We start from the raw sequence: 18,041 nt of genomic DNA, 5'->3' as shown, positions 1-18,041 counted from the left end.
GAAGCGCGACCAGAAGCACCGGGAGAGTAACGATGACCCAGGCCGCGACCGCCCCCACAGCCGCGCCGACCGCCCCCGCCATTCCGTGGCCCGCCATGTCGGTGAAACAGGCCTACGCCATGATCACCGCTCCCGGCTCGCCCGGCGAGATGGAGGAGATCGAGATCCGGGGCGTTCCGACCCGGGTCTGGAAGAACTGCCCGCCCACCCTGCGCGAAACCCTGATGATGGGCCGCACCCACGGCGAGAAGATCTATCTGGTCCACGAGGACGAGCGGGTCAGCTTTGAGGCCTTCTACCGCGCCGTCACCGTGTTCGCCGCCGAGCTGGCCGCCCAGGGCGTCAAGAAGGGCGACCGGGTCGCCCTGATCATGCGCAACCTGCCCGAATGGCCGGTGGCCTTCTATGCGGGCCTGTCGATCGGCGCGATCCTGACCCCGCTGAACGCCTGGTGGACCGGCCAGGAGCTGGAATACGGCCTGATCGACAGCGGCGCCTCGGTGGCGATCATGGACGTCGAGCGCTTCGAGCGCCTGCACGAGCATTTCGACAACTGCCCCGAGCTGAAGCTGGTCTATGTCAGCCGCTCCAAGGAGGAGATCGCCCATCCGTACGTGAAGCGGATGGAGACGGTGATCGGCTGCCCCAACGACTGGATCAAGCTGGACGAGCAGCCGCTGTCGGCGATCGCCCTGGGCCCGGAAGACGATGCGACGATCTTCTACACCTCGGGCACCACCGGTAAGCCCAAGGGCGCCCTGGCCACGCATCGCGCGGTCAACAGCAACATCTTCGCCTCGGCCGCCGCCAGCGCCCGCGGCTTCCTGCGTCGCGGCGAGGCCCCGCCCCAGCCCGATCCCAGCCTGCCGCAGAAGGGATCGCTGATCTCGGTGCCGTTCTTCCACGCCACCGGCTGCTTCGCGGTGATGAACCCCTCGCTGTTCGCCGGCGCCAAGCTGGCCATGATCCGCAAGTGGGACCCGGAAAAGGCCATGCAGCTGATCCAGGACGAAAAGCTGACCCAGATGGGCGGGGTGCCGACCATCGCCTGGCAGATCATCGAGCATCCGCGTCGCGGCGAATACGACCTGTCGTCGCTGGACACCGTGGCCTATGGCGGCGCGCCCTCGGCGCCCGAACTGGTGCGCAAGATCAAGGAACTGTGGCCCAAGTCCTCGCCCGGCAACGGCTGGGGCATGACCGAGACCTCGGCCACGGCTACCTCGAACTCGGCGGAAGACTACGAGAACCGCCCCGACAGCTGTGGCCCGGCCGTGCCGGTCACCGACCTGAAGATCATGACCCTGGAGGCCCCGTATCGCGAGCTGCCGACCGGCGAGGTGGGCGAGCTGTGGTGCAAGGGCCCGCAGGTGGTGAAGGGCTACTGGAACAAGCCGGAAGCCACCGCCCAAACCTTCATCGACGGCTGGGTGCGCACCGGCGACCTGGCGCGCCTCGACGAGGAAGGCTTCTGCTACATCATCGACCGGGCCAAGGACATGCTGATCCGGGGCGGCGAGAACATCTACTGCATCGAGGTCGAGAACCTGCTGTACGAGCACCCGGCCGTGATGGACGCGGCCCTGGTCGGGATCGAGCACAAGACCCTGGGCGAGGAGCCGGCGGCCGTCGTCACCCTCAAACCGGGCGCGGAGGCCTCCGAGGCTGAACTGCGCGCCTTCGTCGCCGACCGCCTGGCGGCCTTCAAGGTGCCGGTGAAGGTGATCTTCTGGCCCGAGACCTTGCCTCGCAACGCCAATGGCAAGATCATGAAGAACGAGCTGAAGAAGGTGTTCGTCGAGGGGTAACCCGCCCCTCGCCCCCCAGCGGGAGGCGGCGATGGTCCAGTCGAAAGCTTCGAGCGTCGACGCCTTCATGACCGAGGTCGGCGACGACCGCCGGCCCGCCCTGGAACGCCTGCGCGACCTCTGCCGCGAGGAGCTGGCCGGCTGGCCCGAGGGCATGACCTACGGCATGCCGGGCTACGGTCCGCCCGGCGCGCCTGTGATCTGCTTCAACAATCAGAAGCAGTACGTCGCCTTCTATGCCGGCGAGACGGCCGTGACCCGGTTCGCCGACCGGCTGGCCGGCATCGACTGCGGCAAGGGCTGCATCCGCTATCGCAAGCCCGCCGCCATCGACTTCGACCTGGTGCGCGACATCCTGCGGGACGTACGCGCCAGGAACGAAGCGACGGGCTGAGCGGGCTAGACGCTGACCGACGGCTTGCGCTGCGCCCAGGGCTGGGCCGCTTCCAGCTCGTAGGCCAGTTGCAGCAGCGTCTTCTCGGCGCCGGCCCGGCCCGCGAACTGCACGCCCACCGGCAGGCCGTCGGCGGTCCAGTGCAGCGGCACGCTCATCGACGCCGCCCCGGCCACGTTGTGCAGGGTGGTGTAGCCCACATAGGCGTTGAGGCGCTCGGTCAGGGTGGGGATGTCCACCGTGCCCGACACCCAGCCCAGCGGGGCGGGCGGCAGGCCCAGGACGGGCGAGATGATCACGTCGAAATTCTCGAACCAGCGGTCATAGGCCTGGCCCGCCGCGTTGAGGTCGGCCACCGCCTTCTGCAGGCCGCCGGGCGGCAGCTGCTTGACCAGTTCGGCCATGGCCAGGGTGAAGGGCTCCAGCACGGTGTCGTCGGGCTGGCGGCCCATGGCCTTGCCGACGGCCTCGACCAGTTCGGCCGCGCCGCTGGCCCAGATGGCCAGGAAGTTCTGGCCGAAGGCGGGACCGTCGACCGGCCACTTCGTCGGCGAGACCGTATGGCCCAGCGACTGCATCAGCTTGGCGGCGTTCTCGGCGGCGGCGCGCACCTCGGGATGGGGCTGGGCGCCCAGCATGGTCTCGACCACCAGGCCGACGCGCAGCCGCTTCTTGTCGGGACCGCTGACCAGGCCGATGGGCGGATAGACCTGGTCGGCGCCGGTGCGCTCGGTGGCGGCGAACATGGCGGCGCTGTCGCGGACGCTGTGGCTGACGCAATGGGCCACCGACAGGTCCACGCCCCGCCGGACCGGACGGCCCGGGACCATCCGGCCGCGCGAGGGCTTCAGGCCGAACAGGCCGCAGTTGGACGAGGGGATGCGGATCGAGCCGCCGCCGTCGCTGGCGTGGGCGAAGGGCACGACGCCGGCCGCCGTGGCCGCCGCGGCGCCGCCCGACGAACCGCCGCTGGAATGGGCCGGGTTCCACGGGTTGCGGGTGGGCGGGAAGCCCACCGGCTCGGTGGTGGGCAGGAAGCCGTATTCCGGCGTCGACGACTTGCCGATCACGATCAGCCCGGCCTTGTCGAAGCAGTCGGTATAGGCCTCCTGGGTCTTGGCCGGCGGGTTGCTTAGCATGGCCCGCGAGCCGCTGAAGGTGGGCAGGCCGATATAGTCGTCCAGGTCCTTGACCAGGAACGGCACGCCGGCGAACGGACCGGTCGCGCTGGCGGTCCCGGCGTCCAGTTTCTTGGCCTTGTCGATGGCGCGGTCGAAGTCGGGGGTGACCAGGAAGCCCAGCTTGGGCTGCAGGGCCTCGGCGTCGCGCACGGCCTTTTCGGTGACCTCCAGGGCGCTGACCTCCTTGCGGCGAATGCGGCCGGCGATCTCGACGGCGTCGGGCGCCCAGGGCTTGGCGGCGGCGGGCTTGGCCTGGGCTTGCGCGGCCGGGGCGGCGGCGAGCGCGGCGGCGGTGGCCATCAGGTCGCGACGGTTGGACATCATGAGCATTCCCCTCGTGGTCCGACGTCTCGAGCGCGTCGGTGAACGGTGATCACTGTGAACCGGAAGGCGCGCGCTCCGCAAGCGTGCTAAGGGCCTCCGATGACACGCAAGCGCGCAGACATCCTGCTGGTCGAGACCGGCCTGTTCGACAGCCGGGCCAAGGCCCGCGCCGCCATCGAGGCCGGCGCGGTGAAGGCCGACGGCAAGGTGGTGACCAAGCCCTCCCAGGAGATCGAGGAGACCGCCGTGCTGGAGGGCGTGGCGGCCTTCCCCTGGGTGGGACGCGGGGCCCTGAAGCTGGCCCACGCCCTGGAGCTGTGGCCCATCGCGGTCGAGGCAAAGATCGCCCTGGACGTCGGCGCCTCGACTGGCGGCTTCACCGAGGTGCTGCTGTCGAAGGGCGCGGCCAAGGTCTACGCCGTCGACGTGGGCCGCGAGCAGCTTCACCCTAAGATCGCGGGCGATCCGCGCGTCGTCGACCTCTCCGGCGTCGACGCGCGGGCGCTGGACGACGACTATCTGGATGAGGCGCCGCAACTGGTGGTCAGCGACGTCAGCTTCATCTCGGTCGAGAAGTGCCTGCCGGTCGCGCTGGAGCTGGCCGCGCCGGGCGCGGACCTGGTCAGCCTGATCAAGCCGCAGTTCGAGGCCGGCCGCGACCGGGTGGGCAAGGGCGGGCTGGTCAAGGATCCCGAGATCATCGCCGACTGCATCGCCTCTGTCCGAGCCTTCGTCGAGGCCGCCGGCTGGACGGTGAAGGCCGTCGCGCCCAGCCCGATCACCGGCGGCGACGGGCAGGAGGAGCACCTGCTCTGGGCCACGAAGGGCTAGCCTCTTTTATCCGCTCATCCCGGCGAATGCCGGGACCCAGATCCCATAGCTGTGTGGCTGATTGGAAGGGCTCGGAGCTTATGGCGTCAGGCCCAAAGCCATTCCATCTGGGTCCCGGCATTCGCCGGGATGAGCGGCGTTGGGGATGACGCCAAGAAAAAGGCCGCCGGCGCGAACGCCGGCGGCCCAAGACAGATCGAATGAGAAACGGGAAGGTCTAGTCGACGACCTGGTAGCGGCCCTGGGCGTCGGGGCAGACGCGCACGAAGCGCTTCTGGGTGCGGCCGTCGGGCAGATAGATCGGGCTTTCGGCCAGGGTGCAGCCGCTGGCGTCGGCCCGGGCCGTGTCGGTCACGCTGTAGGAGCGCTCGGACTCGTAGGTGTAGCCGTCGCGCCGGTCGCCATAGCGGGAGTCGCCATAACGGGTGTCGCGATAATAGGGGTCGTCATAGCCGTAGCGGTCGTCTGGGGCGTTGTAGGCGCCCTGGTTGTAGGCCGGCGGAGGGGGAGGCGGCGGATTGGCGCCCGGGGTGCAGGCGGCCGAGTTCTTGCCGACATTGCTGCCGATCACCGCGCCCAGCAGGCCGCCCAGCACGGCGCCTTCGGTGCGGGCGCCCTTGGCGGCCACGCCGCTGCCGATGGCCGCGCCGATGCCGGCGCCGGCCAGGCCGCCGCCCGTGCCGCGCTGCGTGGTGCTGCGGCGGCAGGGATCATAGTAGTAGCCGTTGTTGTCGTACGCGCCGCCGCCGTTGTAGGCGCCGGCGTTGCCATAGGCGCCGTAGGCCTGGGCCGCGGCCATCGTCGGGGCCAGGGCGCCGGCCAGGGTGGCCGCGGCGGCGAGGCCGAGAACGGTCTTGAACATCATCGAAAACTCCCTCGAACAGGTCCGGCGATCACGCAGGACCCGCCTTACCGCTGCAAACTGCCAAGGTCTTCATGAACGGCTGTTGAGCGACCCGTTCATCTTCGTTCACCCGCGGCGCACCGGAATGCGCTATGAGCGTCACGAAAGCTTGTCGGCGGCCATCATGGCGCTGGCGTGGCGGCGGCAAGAGCGCGCCCGAAAACATAGTGCAAAAGCGCGGAACCGGCCAAGGTTCCGACGGACGAACGGAACAGTCTTGAATGCGTGAATGGAGAATCCAGGCGGTCGGCGCCCAGGGCGACGGCCTGTCTGAGGGCAACTTCATCCCCCTGACCCTGCCGGGCGAACTGGTCACGGCGGAAATGGCCGGGGGGCGCGGCGAGCTGGTCGACATCCTGGAAGCCAGCCCCGAGCGCGTCGCGCCGCCGTGCAGGCACTTCGGCGAGTGCGGCGGCTGCGCCTTCCAGCACTGGGCGGCCGAGCCTTATCTGGACTGGAAGGGCGACCAGGTGCGCTACCAACTGGCCCGCGAAGGCCTGGAGACCGAGATCCTGCCGACCTTCGCCTCGCCTGCCGGCTCGCGCCGCCGGGTGGCCCTGCACGCCCGGGGCGGCAAGGGCGGGGCGCGGCTGGGCTTCAAGGAGCGCCGCTCCTGGAACCTGGTGAAGATCGAGGAGTGCCCGGTCACCAACCCCAAGCTGGTCGCCGCCTTGCCCGGCCTGGCGCGCCTGGCCGCGCCGTTCCTGGAGCACCCCAAGTCGGCGCCGACCCTGCACGTGACCCTGACCGCCACGGGCCTCGACATCGACGTGACGGGCGTGGAAGCCAAGAGCGGCGGTCTTTCGGCCGACGCCCGCGTGCGCGCGGCCATGATCGCCGGCGAGTTCGACTTCGCCCGCGTCACCATGGCCGGCGAGATGATCTATATGGCCCGCCAGCCGATGGTGAAGCTGGGGCCGGCCGTGGTCGCCCTGCCGGCCGGCAGCTTCCTGCAGGCCGTGCCCCAGGCCGAGAAGGCCATGGTCGACTTCGCCGTCGAGGCCGCTCAAGGCGCGTCGCGCATCGTCGACCTCTACAGCGGCGTGGGCACCTTCACCTTCCGCCTGGCCGAGATCGGCGGGGTCTACGCCGCCGACAGCGCCGCCCCGGCCATCGCCGCCCTGAAGGGCGCCATCGGCACGGCCAATGGCCTCAAGGCCATCACCGCCGAGGCCCGCGACCTGACCCGCCGTCCGGTGCTGTCGACCGAGCTGAAGAAGGTCGACGTGGCCGTGCTCGACCCGCCTCGCGCTGGGGCCTACGAGCAGCACGTCGAGATCGCCAAGTCCAAGGTCGCCCGCGTGGTGGGCGTTTCGTGCAATCCGGCCACCTTCGCCCGCGACGCCAAGGTGCTGGTCGACGCCGGCTTCCGCCTTGAGCGGGTCTTGCCGGTGGACCAGTTCCTGTGGTCGCCGCATATTGAGCTGGTTGGGGTGTTTTCGCGCTAGGGCGGCTTTCGGGTCGTCCAGGAGACGGCCATGGACGAGCGATCCGCCAAGCCGGGCGAGCCCCGGGAACCCACGCCAAAAGGGCGCGGCGCCTTCACGCTCGACGGGGCCGGCCAGAGGGCGAGGGCGGCGGTCAAGGCCGCCTGGTGGACCGCCGCCGGCGGCGTGACCCGCGCCCTGGCCCAGCCGACGCGGGGCCAGGCCAAGACCCGGTTCGAGCCGCAGGGACCACCGGTCTCGGCCGCCCGCCTGCGCCAGGCCTATCTGTCTGCCTTCGACAAGGACGCCGCCGACGTCGCCGCCGGTCTCTATCCGCCGATGGAGGACGGAACGGCCAAGCCGGCCGAGGCCTTCCGCCAGGCGCTGGACGTGATCGCCGACGCCCGCGCGGTCGACCGGCGTCGCCGAAAGGGTGACGGGGTCGAGGTGAGAAACCACCCCGAAAGCGAAGGCTATCCAAACTACTATCGGCAGAACTTCCACTACCAGTCCGGCGGCTGGTTCACCGACGCCAGCGCCCGGCGCTACGAGGCCCAGGTCGAGGCGCTGTTCTCGGGCGCGGCCGGCGCCATGCGCCGACGGGCCCTGTCGCTGCTGGCCGGCCACTGGCGCGGCAAGGACCAGCGCGGCCTGAAGGTGGTGGACATCGCCTGCGGCTCCGGCTCGTTCCTGCGCGACCTGAAGGACGCTTTTCCCCGCGCGGCCATCGGAGGGCTGGACCTGTCGCGGGCCTATCTGGCCGCCGCGCGCAGCCGTTCGGGATGCGGCGGGGTGCAGGCCAACGCCGAGGCCTTGCCGTTCGCCGACGCCAGCCTGGACGCGGTCACCTGCGTCTACCTGTTCCACGAGCTGCCGCCGCGTGTGCGGCCGCTGGTGGCCGCCGAGATCGCCCGGGTGCTCAAGCCCGGCGGGGTGCTGGCCTTCGCCGATTCGGTGCAGCCGCCCGACGAGCCCGACCTGTCGCGGTTGCTGGAGGCCTTCCCGGCCTATTTCCACGAGCCGTACTATACGAGCTACGCCGAGACCGACCTGCCGGCCCTGTTCGGCGCGGCGGGCCTGAGCGTGGCCGGACAGGACCAGGCCTTCCTGACCAAGGCCCTGCTGCTCGAAAAGCCGCTCTGAACGCCGTTGTGAACTCCCGCATCATGGCCATTGCCTAGGGCGGCGGGCTCCTGTATTCGAACCGACCTCTTCGCCGACGCTGCTTGCGTTGACCCGGATGGCCCGGTGGCGGAGTGGTGACGCAGCGGATTGCAAATCCGTGCACCCCGGTTCGATTCCGGGCCGGGCCTCCACCTTCCGCCCCGAATTTCCACCCCCAGTTCAACACCGCCGAGCTCGCGCGCTGTCATCGTCGCGTGATCATTGTGAAGCTCGCCTGTTGCGAGACTCAGCCATCCAGGCGCAGTGGAGGGCTTGCCCATGCGTCATGCTCCAAACCTCCTGAGATGCCTGCTCGCCGCCATGGCCGCGATCTGCGCCCTGGCCGGTGCGCCTTCGGCCTTCGCCGAGCCGCCCAGCCCGCTGCGGACCCGGCTCTACGACTGGACCGACGGCGTGCTGGTGGTCGCCCACCGCGCCTGCCATGCGCCGGCCCCGTCGCGCGGCCTGACGGCCGCCGTGCCCGAGAACTCGCTGGAGGCCCTGGACCGCTGCGTCGCCCTGGGCGTCGACATGGTCGAGATCGACGTGCGCCGCACCAAGGACGGCGCTCTGGTCGTCATGCATGACGTGACCGTGGACCGCACGACCAATGGGCGCGGCCGCCTGGCCGACCTGACCCTGGCCCAGGTCCAGGCTCTGCGCCTGAGGGGCGGCCGGGAGTCGCCGCCGACCCTGGAGGCCTTCCTGGCCCATGCCGGCGGCCGCATCCTGATCAATCTGGACGTCAAGGAGCCGATCGCCGACGAGGTGGCCCGCACCGTCCAGCGCAGCGGCGCTCTGGGCCTGGTGCTGGTCAAGGCCTCGGCCTGGGAAGGCGCCCAGCCCCTGGCCGACCTGCCGGCCTATAGCGGCTTGGCCTTCATGCCGATGATCGGCGCCGCCAAGCACCGCGCCGGCGGCGGCGATCCCGGCGTGATCGCCGCCCAGCAGGCTCTGGCCGAGAACCGCATTCCCGCGATCGAGCTGTGCGACCTGAAGCGCACCGATTTCAAGGCGGTGCGCGCGGCCGCGCGGCTGGCCCAGGTCCGGCTGTGGAGCAACACCCTGGCCCGCAAGGGGCTGCGGGGCGCCTGGGCGCGGGCGATGGCCGGGGGCGCGGCGGCAGACGGCCAGTGGACCTGGCGCCGGCTGATCGACGACGGGGTCACCGTCATCCAGACCAACCGTCCGGCGGCCTTGCTGGACTATCTGGAACGCCGCCGCCTGCGTGGCGCGCCGGTGGTGGTGCACGCCTCGCTCTAGGCTAGGCCTGGACTGCCAGCACACGCACGCCGCGTTGGCGGCGCTCGGCGTCGATCCAGTTGAACGCCTGGCCGGCGCTCAGGCCCACCAGGGCCGCGCCGACCGGCGACAGCACCGAGATGCGGTTGTCATCGATGCTGGCGTCGCGCGGCAGGCTGAGGCGCACCGTGCGGGTCTGGCCGTTGGAGAGGTCTTCGAACGTCAGGGTTGAGCCGATGCGGACGAAGGGCAGAGGCGTTTGGTCCGGCTCGACGATCACGGCGCGGGCCATTTCCTCGGCCAGGACGCGGCCGCCGATGGCCTGGCCCGCCGGGCTCTCGGCCAGGTTGGACAGGGTCTCGAAATCGGCCTCGGTGACATAGATGGGCGAATGGGCCGGAGCGGCCCGGGTCTGGGTAGCAATAGTCATGGTGTCTTTCTGGGATTTTGGTGGAGCCTCGCCGCCGCTTTGAGGGCGCGAAGGCTCGCAAGAGGCGCGACATGCGCCAGGAGGCTCGAGACACGGTCCGGCGCGAAGAGCGACCTGGGCCAAGATGTCGAGCAATGCCGGAAACGAGCGACCCGAAGGTCAGGTTCCACGAGGGGCGCGCTTCATGGCGCGCCGTCACGGATCGTCCGACGGATTGGAAATGGGAACGCGGCGGCCGCCCGTCAAGGGCGACGCCGTTCGGTTAGTTGAACCGGGGCTTCTTCAGCAGGGCGTTGCGGTCCACCGAGCGGATTTCGACCTCGAACACGTCGCCCTCCCGTTGGATGCGTAGCGGCACGGTCACGCCGGGCGCGCCCAAGTCCCAAAGCCGGGTGTAGAACGCGGTCAGGTCGGAGACGGGCCAGTCGTCCACCGCCAGGATCAGGTCGCCCGCGTGCAGTTCGGCGCGCTCGGACGGGCTGCCGGGCGAGGTCCCGACCACGATCACATGGTCTTCGGTCTCCTGGGCGAAGACCCCCAGCCACGGGCGCGGCGCGTGGGCCGGCTTGCCGCGCGCCAGGTCGTCGAGGATCGGCGGCAGCAGTTCGGCGGGCACGAACATGTTCATGGGCTTGGCCGCGCCGCCGGACGTCTGGCCCGCCAGGCTCAGCGAGCCGACGCCGACCAGTTCGCCCTTGGCGCCGATCAGGGCCGCGCCGCTCCAGTGCGGGTGGGCCGGCTCGGTGATGATCGCGTCGTCCAGCAGATACTCCCAGTAGCCGGCGAAGGGCATGCGGGTCAGCACCTGGCCGGCGGCCGCGTGCGACCGCCCGCCGGCCCCGGCGATGACCACGGGGCTACCGGAGTTCAGGTCGCGCGAGGTCCCCAGGCGCATGGGCGGCAGACCCAGGGGCTCCAGCGCCTGCACCAGCCCTAGGCCGGTCTGGGAGTCGAAGCCCAGCACGTGGGCCTGCACGCGCTTTCCGTCGTTCAGGGTCAGGGTCACCGCGCTGGCCTCGGTGACCAGATAGCCCATGGTCAGGATCAGGCCGTTCTCGCTGATCACCACGCCGTTGCCCAGGCGCTCGGTGCCCAGGATCGCGGCGGTGAAGGCGTCGGCGGGCACGCGCGCCTCCAGGGCCACGACGGCGGACAGCGCGTGATCGAGGTCGAAGGCGTAGGCGTCGGCGGTGGGGCGCAGCCGGGCTTCGACTTCATGACCCTGGAACGGTGAGGACAAGGCGATCTCCTGTGGGAGATACTGATTTGGGGCCGTGTCCGGCCTGGACAAGGGCTGGGCGGCGATCAGGCCGCCATGGCGGGCAGGTGGGCGGGACGTTCCTGGCGGCTGCGGCGCCAGCGGCTGGGCGGCTGGCCGATCAGGCCGCCGAAGGTGCGGCAGAAGTGGGCCTGGTCGGAGAAGCCGCAGGCCAGGGCGATGTGGGCCAGGGTCTCGTCGGTGGTCAGCATCAGGTGCTTGGCCCGGGCGATGCGGCGCTCGATGATGTAGCTCTTGGCGGGCCGGCCGAAGCTCTCCTTGAAGGCGTGCGAGAAGTAGCTGGGGCTCAGCCGCACGGCCGCCGCCACGTCGCGGACCTGCAGGTTGCGGTCGCTGTTCTGGTCGATGAAGGCCGTGGCGGTGCGCACCTGCCAGGGCGCCAGCTTGCCGGTCTGACGGTCGCGGTTCAGGCGCTGGACCTCGGCGTCCAGCATCCGGCTGGCGCGGCGGACCAGTTCGCGGGCGGTGTCGGGATCGCGGTCGAAGGCGCGGGAGGCGTCCGCCACCAGGCGGGCCAGGGCCAGGGTCTGGTCTTCGGGGCGGGCGGAGGGCTGGGCGGGCGCAGGAGCTGAACGCGAGGATGTCATGCCGGCCGCCCTCTCTTCGAAACCCTACCAGAAGCGCGGTCGCTCCAGGTTCAGGTCGGGTATTTGCTAGCATTGAGGTTGGGTGGCCGCAATGTGAACGCTACCCGGCAGCTGTTGTTAAGTTTCGAAATCTTTCAACGTCCTGGTCTTGTTGTCGTTTTTTGTGTCACGGATCGATAATATCTGGGCGGACCGGGCGAGAACGAAGTTTTCAGCCCGGTGTTTTTGAAAAATCCATGACGGTTTTCGACAAGTCGCCGCGAACAGGCGCCGCCGCCTCGAGTCATCGCGAGGCGACGGCGCGCGGGGGGATCAGTCGTCGCCGTCGGCGATGTCGGCCAGGAGGCCGTTGATCGGCTCGTCGTTGAAGCTGGTGACGTTGTGACCGGCGTCGATCACGCCGACCTTGGCCACGTGGGGCGCTTCGGCTTCGGTTTCGGGAGCGGCTTTGGGTTCGGTGGTCATGGAGGCCTCACGCTGCAAGGGCCGGACGACCTTCGTCCGGCGCGCCTTGAGGCGAGGTTGGCACGACTGATCCGCGCTGTCAGCCAGGGTGGAGCTTTCGGCCCAAGGCGCGGGAGGAACGCTCCGAAAGCGGGCGTTCGCGCGCGTGAAACGTTCATGATGTTCTTGAAATGTTCCTATTTCGCATCCATGATCGGGCCATGGTCGCTCCCGCCAATCTTCCCGGTCATCCGCCCGCGCCGGCCGCCGCGCGGGGGCGCGGGGCCAAGTCCAATCGCACCGGACGGTTCGAGTCCCAGGTCAGCGAGACGTTCGACGACGGCTGGGGCGAGGAGGAGGAACCGGCCCAGATCGCCACCACGGTCCAGGCGATGAAGTCGCGCACTATCATCGCCCGCAACGACAGCCCCGACATCGGTTTCGAGAGTTCGATCAATCCCTATCGCGGCTGCAGCCACGGCTGCATCTACTGCTACGCCCGGCCGGCCCACACCTATCTGGGCCACTCGGCGGGGCTGGATTTCGAGACCAAGATCTATTTCAAGCCCGAGGCCGGCAAGCTGCTGGAGCGCGAGCTGTCCAAGAAGGGCTACGTGCCCAAGGTCATCCATATCGGCGGCGACACCGATCCCTATCAGCCTGACGAAAAGCAGCTGCGGGTGACGCGGGCGGTGATCGAGACCCTGAGCCGGTTCCGCCACCCGTTCTCGATCATCACCAAGTCGGCCCTGATCGTCCGCGATCTGGACCTGCTGGGACCGATGGGGAAGGCGGGGCTGGCGCGAGCGGCGGTGTCGGTCACCAGCCTGGATCACCGGCTGTCGCGCAGCATGGAGCCGCGCGCGGCCACGCCCAAGCGCCGGATCGACGCGATACGACAGTTGGTGCAGGCCGGCGTGCCGACCACGGTGATGTTCGCGCCCTCGATCCCCTCGCTGAACGATCACGAGATGGAGGGGGTGCTCGAGGCCGCCGCCGCGGCGGGGGCGACGACGGCCGGCTATGTGGCCGTGCGCCTGCCGCTGGAGATCAAGGACCTGTTCGAAGAGTGGTTGGCCGCCGAGCATCCCGACCGCGCCCGGCGGGTGATGTCGCTGGTCCGCCAGATGCGCGGCGGCGCGGCCTACAGCTCCGAATGGGGCAAGCGCATGACGGGCGAGGGACCGGTGGCCGAGGTGATGAGCCAGCGCTTCAAGCTGGCGCGCGAACGTTTCGGCCTGGACCGCCGGCTGGAGCCGCTGGACCTGAGCCAGTTCGCCGTACCGCCCAAGACGGGGGATCAGCTGTCGCTGTTCTAGGGTCGCCAGCCGGAGCTGGATGCTGGACGCCGGACGGGTAAGGTGCGCCGAGCGGGGGCGGGCTTGGAATGACGACGGGCTGGGATGAGATCTCCGGGACCTTCTACCGGATCGTGTTCGAAGCCGATAAGGGGCGCGTGCTCGACGGCGTTCGAAATCCGGAGGGGCGTTTCCATCACGACGGCCTGCCGGCCCTCTACCTGTCGTCGAGGCCAGATTGGGCGGCCAAGGCGATCGATCCCTATCGCCAGACGGGCGACCCGCCTCGGCTGACGGTTCCCCTGCATCTGGACGGGGCCAGGATCGTCGACCTGCGCAAGGCCGACCATTGCGTCAGCTTGTCGATCCCGGCCGAAGACGCGGCCGTTCCCTGGCGGCCTCAGCGCCGGCTGGGGCAGCGGCCGGACAGCTGGAGGCCGGCCGACATCGTCAGGGCCAGCGACGCGGACGGCATGATCTATACGGCGCGTTCGGCGCCCGAGCGGTGGCACCTGGTGCTGTTTCGCTGGAACGACCTCGGCGGCCCCAGGCTCACCGTCGCGGGCGCGCCGATCCTCGTCGCTGAGCCCGACTAGAGCGGCGTCAGGCGCAGGCCGTCGGCTTGGATCTCGACGCGCAGCTTGGCGTAGTCGTCCAGGGTGGCGTGCGGGGTCTCGAACGGGTGGCGGTGGGCGGCGGTGACCGCCACCACCTCGGCGCCGGCCGCCTCGCCGGCCTGGATCCCGGCCGGGGCGTCCTCGAACACCAGGCAGGCTTCGGGCGCCACGCCCAGGCGCTGGGCCGCCAGGACATAGCCGTCCGGCGCCGGCTTGCCGCGCGAGACGTCCTCGGCGGTGACCAGCACGGCGGGGATCGGCAGGCCGGCAGCGCCCAAGCGGGCCAGGGCCAGCTCACGTTGAGCCGAGGTGACGACGGCCCAGCGGTCGGCGGGCAGGGCGCGCAGGAAGGCCTCGGCGCCGGGGATCGGGACCACGTCGGCGGTGTCGGCGACCTCGCCTGCCAGAACCCAGGCGACCTCGGCTGCGATGTCGATGTCCGGCAGGTTCTGGCGGCGGATCGTCTCCTCGGCGCGCACGCCGTGGATGGTGGGCAGGAAGGCTTCGGCGTCCAGGCCGTGGCGCTGGGCCCAGGCGGTCCAGACCCGCTCGGTCGCCGCGATGGAATCGGTCACCGTGCCGTCCATGTCGAACAGGAAGGCGGCGTAGGTCTTGGTCGGGGTCATGCGGGGCCTATGCCATGCTTCGCCGCCTCAAGTCTCGGCTTGACCTGCGCGGCGGGGGATCGGAAGCAGGGCCATGATCACCGTCGTCCTGCCCACCCGCGACAGCGCCGCGCGCCTGGTCCACGTCCTGCCGCTGCTGGTGCCCGCCGCCGTCGACGGCCTGGTCAAGAACGTGGTGTTCGCCGACGCCGGCTCGACCGACGCGACGCTGGAGATCGCCGAGGACAGCGGGGCCTGGGTGGTCACCGCCCAGGGCGACGCCGGAACCCGGCTCGCGGCCGGCTGCGCGGCGGCCCGCTCGGGGTGGGTCATGGTCCTGGGCGAGGAGCTGGCGCTGCCCGAGGCCTGGCGCACGCCCGTGGAGGCGCACCTGGCGGGCGGCGGCGGCAAGCCGGCCTTCATCGCCGCGCCGGGACTGTTCGGCCGCCCGTGGGTGGTGCTGGCCTCGCGGGAAGCGGTCGAGGCGGCCGGCGGCTTCAAGTCCGGCTGCGACCCGCTGAAGGCGCTGCTGGGACGGCTGAGGCCCAAGGCCGTAAAGCTACGGGTCTGACCCTTGCCGCGTGCCCGTTCGCGCGTCCTCGCAGTGATGGCTCGCGATGACGTAGTGCTCGCCGAAATAGCGGCCCACGAATGAGAAGCGGGTCTGTCGGATCACTATCCGCGAGCCCACGACACAGCCGGAGTCTTCTGGAAGGCTCACGACGGTTCGGCCTCCATCGAATTCGACCCAGGCGTTGAACGGGGGCTGCAGCTTGCCGCTTTGCGCGTTGATGGCGGTCACGACGCCTGGGAGGTTGGTCGGATGGCCCACGGGGCGGAAGAGCGCCAGGAAGCCCGCCAGGACGAGCACGACGATGACCAGACCCAGGCGTTCGCGGTGGAAGATCCATCCCACGCGCAACGACTCCCTGAAGGAGCGAGCGGAGGGCAGTGTCACGCCGCCTTACTGATCCAGCCGGAAATCGATCACCCGCGCGCCGCTGGCCACGGCGTCCAGGGTGCGGGTCTCGGCGCCCATCAGTTTGCGATAGGTCCAGTACGAGGCCATGACCTTCTCGACATAGTTGCGGGTCTCCTGGGCCGGCAGGCTTTCGATCAGCAGCAGCGGGTCGCAGTCGGCGCCGCCCAGCTGTTCCTGGGTCTTGATCAGGGTGCCCGGGCCACCGTTATAGGCCGCCACGGCGCGGAAGAGGTCGGGGCTCTGCAGGCCCCGATCCATCAGCCAGGTGAAGTAGTCCTGGCCGACCCGCAGATTGAAGCTGGGGTCCAGCAGGGGCGAGGTGTCGGCCAGCAGCTTGTCGTCGCCGGCGGCGCGGGCGGCGGCCACCGGCATCAACTGCATCAGGCCCGTGGCCCCGGCGCCCGACACCGCATAGGGGTCGAAGCGGCTTTCCTGGCGCACCAGGGCGTAGACCATGGCCTTGTCGATGGTGAAGCCGCCCTTGGGCTCCAGCGGGGGCAGGGGATATTCCTCGCCGCCCACGCGCTTGGCCGGGCGGCCGGCGTTCAGCGGAGCCTTTTCATTGAGCGCCAGGGCCAGGTCGGTCCAGTCGCCCCGGGCCTTGCGGTCGTCGCTGGCCAGGGACAGGCCCGCGCGCAGCTCCTGGCCGGCCTCGGCCCAGCGGCCGATCTGGGCCAGGGCGGCGGCGCGGCGGGCGCGCGGGTCGGCGGCCAGCAGGCGGGCCAGGGATGCGGCGTCGGGACCCTCGTAGGCCACCTTGGTCAGGAGGGCGGCGATGGGGTCTTCCTGGGCCAGGGCCAGGCCCGACAGCGCCAGCTGGCGGGCGGCGATCATGCCGTAGAAGGTGTTGGGCGCGCGGGCGGCCTGGCTGAGCAGGTCCTCGACGTCGCGGCCTTGCCCGCCGGACGCCGCCGAGCGGGCGGCCCAGAACGACGCGGCCGAGCGCAGCCATTCGTCCTGGTTGTCGTCGTTGGCGACCCGCTCGAAATAGGTCCGCGCCTGGGCGTAGGCCTGCAGGCGGAAGGCCGAGAGGCCCGCGATCCAGGGTTCGCCGGCCGTCTGGGCCAGGGTCAGGGCCTTCTTCACGTCGCCGGAGTAGTAGGCCTCGCGGGCGGCGCGGGCCTTGTCGGCCGGGGCGGGGCCCTTGGCGCCGGCCACGAACAGGGCCGGGATTCTGGGGGCGGCGGCCTTGGCCGGCTTGCGCTTGACGGCCAGGGCATAGACCCGCTCGGCGCCGGCCTGGTCGCCATAGGAGGCCAGCCAGTCGGTCAGCTCGTCATAGCTGGCCGCATAGGCGCGCGGGTGCATGATCTTGGAGAATTCCAGCCGGCCGGCCAGGCTCTTGTCGCGGGCGTTGGCCAGGGCGGCCTCGGCGGCGTCGAAATCGCCATGGTCGGAGGCGGCGAAGGCGGCGCGGTAGAAGCGGGCGTCGGCGTCCGACAGCGGCTCGAGCGACGACGCATGGGCGCCGAAAGCGGCCACGAGGCTGAAGACGAAGGCCGACAGAACGGCCAGAGGGCGAGCTAGAAGCTGCAATGCGTTTCCGCGCCTGACCTCCGAAGAGGCCCCCCACGCGTCCCGTTACCAACTGGTCGAGGCGAATCTCTAGTGGGGACGCTCCGGGCGATCAAGCCTCTCGCTGAGCATAAGCATGTCGGTCCAGGCCTTCTTCTTGGCCGCGGGCTGACGCAGCAGGAACGCCGGATGCAAGGTGGGCAAGGCCGGAAGCTCGGTTTGGCCGTCGCTGGAGGTCCATTCGAACCACCGGCCCCGCAGCGACAATATGCCTTCCTCGACGCGCAACATGCTCTTGGCCGAGGCGCCGCCGACCAGCAGCAGCATCTTGGGTTGGACCAGCTGAATCGCCCGTTCGAGGAACGGCGCGCAGGTCGCCTGCTCCTGCGGGGTGGGCGTGCGGTTGCCCGGCGGACGCCAGAACACGGTGTTGGTGACGAAGGCGCGGTCCAAGAGGCCGGCGGCCTTCAGCATGCGGTCGAGCAGCTGGCCGGCCCGGCCGACGAACGGCGCGCCCTGGACGTCCTCGTCGGCGCCGGGCGCCTCGCCGATGATCATCAGCGGCGCGTCGAGCGGACCGCGCGAGACCACGGCCTGGCGCGCGCCCTGCGTCTTCAGCGGGCAGCCGTCGAAGGCGGCGATGGCGGCGGCCAGGGCGGGCAGGTCGGCGCAGGCGGCGGCCAGGGCCTTGGCCTCGGCGACGGCCGAGCCCAGGTCGGGACCGCGTCCGAAGGCCGGCGTGACCACGGCGGCGACGGGCGGCGGAGGCGGGGGCTCGCGCCGCGCTCGCAGCATCGCCGCGCCCTCGGCCAGGCGGTCGATGGGATCGTCCGCGTACGAGGCGTCGACGCCCGCGTCGGCCCAGAAGGCGAGCAGGCTTTCGACGGCGCGGGGATCGGCGGCGAGGTCCATGAGGCTGTCTTAGTACGGACTCTCGACGTCCGCCACGCTCACCCATCGCTGCAGCGCAGCAAAAAACGTCCGTTTATTCTTGACCACCGTGGCGTCA

General features: G+C 70.4%; 19 protein-coding genes and 1 tRNA gene. 10 read left to right on the top strand and 10 right to left on the bottom strand.

Annotated elements, in window-relative coordinates; translation table 11 throughout:
• The first annotated feature begins 32 nt into the window (after positions 1-32).
• Both AC07OA_RS17705 and AC07OA_RS17700 read left to right on the top strand, forming a co-directional pair.
• Positions 33-1,808 (top strand): class I adenylate-forming enzyme family protein, encoded by a 1,776-nt coding sequence (locus tag AC07OA_RS17705; protein WP_494665129.1) that lies wholly within the window; start codon positions 33-35, stop codon positions 1,806-1,808.
• A gap of 31 nt (positions 1,809-1,839) precedes the next feature.
• Positions 1,840-2,202 (top strand): iron chaperone, encoded by a 363-nt coding sequence (locus AC07OA_RS17700; protein ID WP_494665128.1) that lies wholly within the window; start codon positions 1,840-1,842, stop codon positions 2,200-2,202.
• 5 nt (positions 2,203-2,207) lie between these two features.
• On the opposite strand, the gene AC07OA_RS17695 is transcribed toward AC07OA_RS17700, so the two are convergent.
• Complete coding sequence (locus tag AC07OA_RS17695) at positions 2,208-3,707, bottom strand: amidase (protein WP_494665127.1); 1,500 nt, start codon at positions 3,705-3,707, stop codon at positions 2,208-2,210.
• Between the two features lie 99 nt (positions 3,708-3,806).
• On the opposite strand from AC07OA_RS17695, the gene AC07OA_RS17690 reads away from it, so the two are divergent.
• A complete protein-coding gene (locus AC07OA_RS17690) occupies positions 3,807-4,538 on the top strand; it encodes a TlyA family RNA methyltransferase (RefSeq protein WP_494665126.1) in 732 nt (243 codons plus the stop codon).
• Between the two features lie 217 nt (positions 4,539-4,755).
• On the opposite strand, the gene AC07OA_RS17685 is transcribed toward AC07OA_RS17690, so the two are convergent.
• A complete protein-coding gene (locus tag AC07OA_RS17685; protein WP_494665125.1) occupies positions 4,756-5,403 on the bottom strand; it encodes a hypothetical protein in 648 nt (215 codons plus the stop codon).
• 260 nt (positions 5,404-5,663) lie between these two features.
• On the opposite strand from AC07OA_RS17685, the gene AC07OA_RS17680 reads away from it, so the two are divergent.
• The 4 genes from AC07OA_RS17680 to AC07OA_RS17665 all read left to right on the top strand — a co-directional run bounded on the left by AC07OA_RS17680 (position 5,664) and on the right by AC07OA_RS17665 (position 9,296).
• Complete coding sequence (locus AC07OA_RS17680; RefSeq protein ID WP_494665124.1) at positions 5,664-6,890, top strand: class I SAM-dependent RNA methyltransferase; 1,227 nt, start codon at positions 5,664-5,666, stop codon at positions 6,888-6,890.
• Between the two features lie 30 nt (positions 6,891-6,920).
• Complete coding sequence (locus AC07OA_RS17675; protein WP_494665123.1) at positions 6,921-8,012, top strand: class I SAM-dependent methyltransferase; 1,092 nt, start codon at positions 6,921-6,923, stop codon at positions 8,010-8,012.
• Between the two features lie 99 nt (positions 8,013-8,111).
• Positions 8,112-8,185, top strand: a tRNA-Cys gene (locus AC07OA_RS17670).
• Between the two features lie 127 nt (positions 8,186-8,312).
• The gene (locus tag AC07OA_RS17665) at positions 8,313-9,296 is read left to right on the top strand and encodes a glycerophosphodiester phosphodiesterase family protein (RefSeq protein ID WP_494665122.1); all 984 of its coding nucleotides are present in this window, start codon (positions 8,313-8,315) and stop codon (positions 9,294-9,296) included.
• Between the two features lies 1 nt (position 9,297).
• Here AC07OA_RS17665 and AC07OA_RS17660 read toward each other — a convergent pair whose 3' ends face one another.
• The 4 genes from AC07OA_RS17660 to AC07OA_RS17645 all read right to left on the bottom strand — a co-directional run bounded on the left by AC07OA_RS17660 (position 9,298) and on the right by AC07OA_RS17645 (position 12,036).
• Positions 9,298-9,705 carry a GreA/GreB family elongation factor gene (locus AC07OA_RS17660; RefSeq protein WP_494665121.1) on the bottom strand — a complete coding sequence of 136 codons (408 nt, stop codon included), beginning with the start codon at positions 9,703-9,705 and terminating at the stop codon, positions 9,298-9,300.
• A 262-nt stretch (positions 9,706-9,967) separates the two neighbouring features.
• Complete coding sequence (locus tag AC07OA_RS17655) at positions 9,968-10,945, bottom strand: S1C family serine protease (RefSeq protein ID WP_494665120.1); 978 nt, start codon at positions 10,943-10,945, stop codon at positions 9,968-9,970.
• A 65-nt stretch (positions 10,946-11,010) separates the two neighbouring features.
• Positions 11,011-11,571, bottom strand: a complete 561-nt coding sequence (locus tag AC07OA_RS17650; RefSeq protein ID WP_494665119.1) for a helix-turn-helix transcriptional regulator — start codon at positions 11,569-11,571, stop codon at positions 11,011-11,013.
• A 312-nt stretch (positions 11,572-11,883) separates the two neighbouring features.
• Positions 11,884-12,036, bottom strand: coding sequence for a hypothetical protein (locus tag AC07OA_RS17645; RefSeq protein ID WP_494665118.1), 153 nt, complete (start codon positions 12,034-12,036; stop codon positions 11,884-11,886).
• 200 nt (positions 12,037-12,236) lie between these two features.
• On the opposite strand from AC07OA_RS17645, the gene AC07OA_RS17640 reads away from it, so the two are divergent.
• Entirely contained in the window at positions 12,237-13,334 is a 1,098-nt protein-coding gene (locus AC07OA_RS17640) for a PA0069 family radical SAM protein (RefSeq protein WP_494665117.1), read from the top strand.
• A 68-nt stretch (positions 13,335-13,402) separates the two neighbouring features.
• Complete coding sequence (locus tag AC07OA_RS17635) at positions 13,403-13,909, top strand: RES family NAD+ phosphorylase (RefSeq protein ID WP_494665116.1); 507 nt, start codon at positions 13,403-13,405, stop codon at positions 13,907-13,909.
• Here the strand turns inward: AC07OA_RS17635 and AC07OA_RS17630 are convergent.
• A complete protein-coding gene (locus AC07OA_RS17630; RefSeq protein WP_494665115.1) occupies positions 13,906-14,556 on the bottom strand; it encodes an HAD-IA family hydrolase in 651 nt (216 codons plus the stop codon). The two genes, AC07OA_RS17635 and AC07OA_RS17630, sit on opposite strands and share 4 nt — an antisense overlap.
• 73 nt (positions 14,557-14,629) lie before the next feature.
• Here AC07OA_RS17630 and AC07OA_RS17625 point away from each other — a divergent pair, with 73 nt between their 5' ends.
• Positions 14,630-15,106: a glycosyltransferase family protein gene (locus tag AC07OA_RS17625; protein ID WP_494665114.1), complete on the top strand. Its 477-nt coding sequence runs from the start codon at positions 14,630-14,632 to the stop codon at positions 15,104-15,106.
• On the opposite strand, the gene AC07OA_RS17620 is transcribed toward AC07OA_RS17625, so the two are convergent.
• The 3 genes from AC07OA_RS17620 to AC07OA_RS17610 all read right to left on the bottom strand — a co-directional run bounded on the left by AC07OA_RS17620 (position 15,095) and on the right by AC07OA_RS17610 (position 17,944).
• On the bottom strand, positions 15,095-15,451 hold the full coding sequence (locus tag AC07OA_RS17620) for a hypothetical protein (RefSeq protein WP_494665113.1): 357 nt from the start codon (positions 15,449-15,451) through the stop codon (positions 15,095-15,097). The two genes, AC07OA_RS17625 and AC07OA_RS17620, sit on opposite strands and share 12 nt — an antisense overlap.
• A gap of 48 nt (positions 15,452-15,499) precedes the next feature.
• A complete protein-coding gene (locus AC07OA_RS17615; RefSeq protein WP_494665112.1) occupies positions 15,500-17,053 on the bottom strand; it encodes a lytic transglycosylase domain-containing protein in 1,554 nt (517 codons plus the stop codon).
• A 69-nt stretch (positions 17,054-17,122) separates the two neighbouring features.
• A complete protein-coding gene (locus AC07OA_RS17610; RefSeq protein WP_494665111.1) occupies positions 17,123-17,944 on the bottom strand; it encodes a uracil-DNA glycosylase in 822 nt (273 codons plus the stop codon).
• Positions 17,945-18,041: the final 97 nt, after the last annotated feature.

This window comes from Caulobacter sp. GW821-FHT09B08 (assembly GCF_059418225.1).
This window is presented reverse-complemented; position numbering and strand designations above follow the sequence as displayed.

Excerpts from the sequence above, each read along its gene's own strand:
- AC07OA_RS17705 (WP_494665129.1), top strand. The coding sequence starts at position 33 with ATGACCCAGGCCGCGACCGCCCCCACAGCCGCGCCGACCGCCCCCGCC.
- AC07OA_RS17700 (WP_494665128.1), top strand. The coding sequence starts at position 1,840 with ATGGTCCAGTCGAAAGCTTCGAGCGTCGACGCCTTCATGACCGAGGTC.
- AC07OA_RS17695 (WP_494665127.1), bottom strand. The coding sequence starts at position 3,707 with ATGATGTCCAACCGTCGCGACCTGATGGCCACCGCCGCCGCGCTCGCC.
- AC07OA_RS17690 (WP_494665126.1), top strand. The coding sequence starts at position 3,807 with ATGACACGCAAGCGCGCAGACATCCTGCTGGTCGAGACCGGCCTGTTC.
- AC07OA_RS17685 (WP_494665125.1), bottom strand. The coding sequence starts at position 5,403 with ATGATGTTCAAGACCGTTCTCGGCCTCGCCGCCGCGGCCACCCTGGCC.
- AC07OA_RS17680 (WP_494665124.1), top strand. The coding sequence starts at position 5,664 with ATGCGTGAATGGAGAATCCAGGCGGTCGGCGCCCAGGGCGACGGCCTG.
- AC07OA_RS17675 (WP_494665123.1), top strand. The coding sequence starts at position 6,921 with ATGGACGAGCGATCCGCCAAGCCGGGCGAGCCCCGGGAACCCACGCCA.
- AC07OA_RS17665 (WP_494665122.1), top strand. The coding sequence starts at position 8,313 with ATGCGTCATGCTCCAAACCTCCTGAGATGCCTGCTCGCCGCCATGGCC.
- AC07OA_RS17660 (WP_494665121.1), bottom strand. The coding sequence starts at position 9,705 with ATGACTATTGCTACCCAGACCCGGGCCGCTCCGGCCCATTCGCCCATC.
- AC07OA_RS17650 (WP_494665119.1), bottom strand. The coding sequence starts at position 11,571 with ATGACATCCTCGCGTTCAGCTCCTGCGCCCGCCCAGCCCTCCGCCCGC.
- AC07OA_RS17645 (WP_494665118.1), bottom strand. The coding sequence starts at position 12,036 with ATGACCACCGAACCCAAAGCCGCTCCCGAAACCGAAGCCGAAGCGCCC.
- AC07OA_RS17640 (WP_494665117.1), top strand. The coding sequence starts at position 12,237 with ATGGTCGCTCCCGCCAATCTTCCCGGTCATCCGCCCGCGCCGGCCGCC.
- AC07OA_RS17635 (WP_494665116.1), top strand. The coding sequence starts at position 13,403 with ATGACGACGGGCTGGGATGAGATCTCCGGGACCTTCTACCGGATCGTG.
- AC07OA_RS17630 (WP_494665115.1), bottom strand. The coding sequence starts at position 14,556 with ATGACCCCGACCAAGACCTACGCCGCCTTCCTGTTCGACATGGACGGC.
- AC07OA_RS17625 (WP_494665114.1), top strand. The coding sequence starts at position 14,630 with ATGATCACCGTCGTCCTGCCCACCCGCGACAGCGCCGCGCGCCTGGTC.
- AC07OA_RS17610 (WP_494665111.1), bottom strand. The coding sequence starts at position 17,944 with ATGGACCTCGCCGCCGATCCCCGCGCCGTCGAAAGCCTGCTCGCCTTC.